The following is a 1,797-nucleotide window of genomic DNA, read 5'->3' as shown; positions in this document are numbered from 1 at the left end:
CTACGGACGGGGGTCAGTCCCCTACGACTGGGACGGCTTTGTTTACCAAACGACGAACGCTCTCGGAACGACCCGCTCCCATCGCAACAACGCCTACCGCGACGGCAGCAGCTACTTGCCGCGCCTGACCGAACAAACCGTGGCACCAAACGGCTACATCGTCACCACCTACCGCGATTTGTACGGTCGGGTAGAGAGCACCGAGGAAACGACACAACAAGACGGAAAGCGCCGTGTCACGAATATCCAGACAGACCGTTTCGGAAAAGTGACAGACAAAGAAGTAACCGACGGCAGCACCTCCCAACGCTGGACCTTGCGCTACGATGCCAACGGCCAGCTCGTCTACCTGCGCGACCCGGAGAACAACGTCAACGAATACGGCTACGACGGACTCGGCAACCTCGTCACCGTCGTCGAAAATGGCACGACCTCCGCCGTGTACACGTATAACACGCTGTCCTGGAAACTATCCGAAAAGAACCCGGAAACCAAAGCCGAGCAGTACACCTACGACAAAAACGGCTCGGTCAAAACCTTCCAGGACAAAAACGGCGTCCTGTTCAATTACCAATACTCGCCGTTTTACGAAATGACGAAAGTGTCCGCCGGCAATGGCTTCTACGAAGAACGCACCTACGATCCGCTCGCTGGCTTGCTTTTGACGGAAACCAATAACTACGGCCAAACCGTCCGCTACAGCTACGACGAGTTCCACCGCCTGAACAACCAAACGATGATGGGAAAAGACTACCAGCTCGTACACACCGATCAGGACGATGCCATCGACGCCCTGATTTACCCGTCTCGCAGCGCGGTATCCGGCTCGGCCCCTTCCATGCGGGTCGATTACAGCTACGACAGCGCCGACCGCCTGAGCAGCGTGACCATCCCAAGCGTCGGCACCACGACCTACACGTACGACATCAAGAACAGCGGCGAAACCAACACCGTTTCGTACCCCGGCCAACCGAACGCGATGCAGAAAACGATGAGCTCCTTTGCCGAAATTACTGGAATCAATCACGCCGATGGCTGGAGCGAGACGAACGGCTACGATCTGTTTGGCAACATCACGAGTCAAAAGCGCGGAGGAACCACCTACGGCACATTCGCCTACGACAAGCTGTCCCGGATCAAGGAAGAGACCATCCAGGGCAACACCCGTCAATACGCCTACGACCGCCGCGGCAACCGCCAAGCGTATGCCAACGCACCAGCAGACTCGACGCGCTCGTACGAACTGAAACACGACTTGTTCAACCGCCTGACCGAATACAAAGACGACAAAGGAACCACGACCTACACGTACTACCCGGGCGACCTGCGTGCCACCAAACAGCAAACCGGAACCGTAACCGACACCACCCACTACGTGTACCTGAACGGACAAGTGATTGAGGAATTGACCCAAGATGGCCGGGTCAAAGCCCGCAACGTCTTCGGTAACCAACTGATCTGGCGCAAGGACTTCACGACGAACCAGGAAGGCACTTACTACTACAATAGCCACGGCGATGTCGTGAAGATCAAGGGGCCAAGCGGCAACGTCCTGAATACGTATGAGTACGACATCTGGGGCAACCTGCTCGCGGACAAGGTCAAGGAAGCGATGCCCAACCCGTTTACGTATGCGGGGGAGATGTACGACAAGGAGAGCGGGTTTTACTACTTGCGGGCGCGGTACTATGATCCGAAGATGGGAAGGTTTGTGTCGGAGGATACGTATAAGGGGCAGGTGGATAATCCGTTGACGTTGAATCGATATACGTATGTGCATAATAATCCGTTGAGGTT

Annotated in this window: 1 protein-coding gene; it reads left to right on the top strand. The window is 55.9% G+C overall.

Going from position 1 to position 1,797, the window contains the following annotated elements:
* Positions 1–1,797: RHS repeat-associated core domain-containing protein (locus EDM60_RS28325; protein WP_148040617.1), on the top strand; the 1,797-nt coding region annotated here is incomplete at both ends.

It is taken from the genome of Brevibacillus parabrevis (genome assembly GCF_003710905.1).
Lineage (GTDB): Bacteria > Bacillota > Bacilli > Brevibacillales > Brevibacillaceae > Brevibacillus > Brevibacillus parabrevis.
The sequence above is the reverse complement of the archived record's forward strand: the minus strand, read 5'-3'. Positions and strand labels throughout refer to the sequence as shown.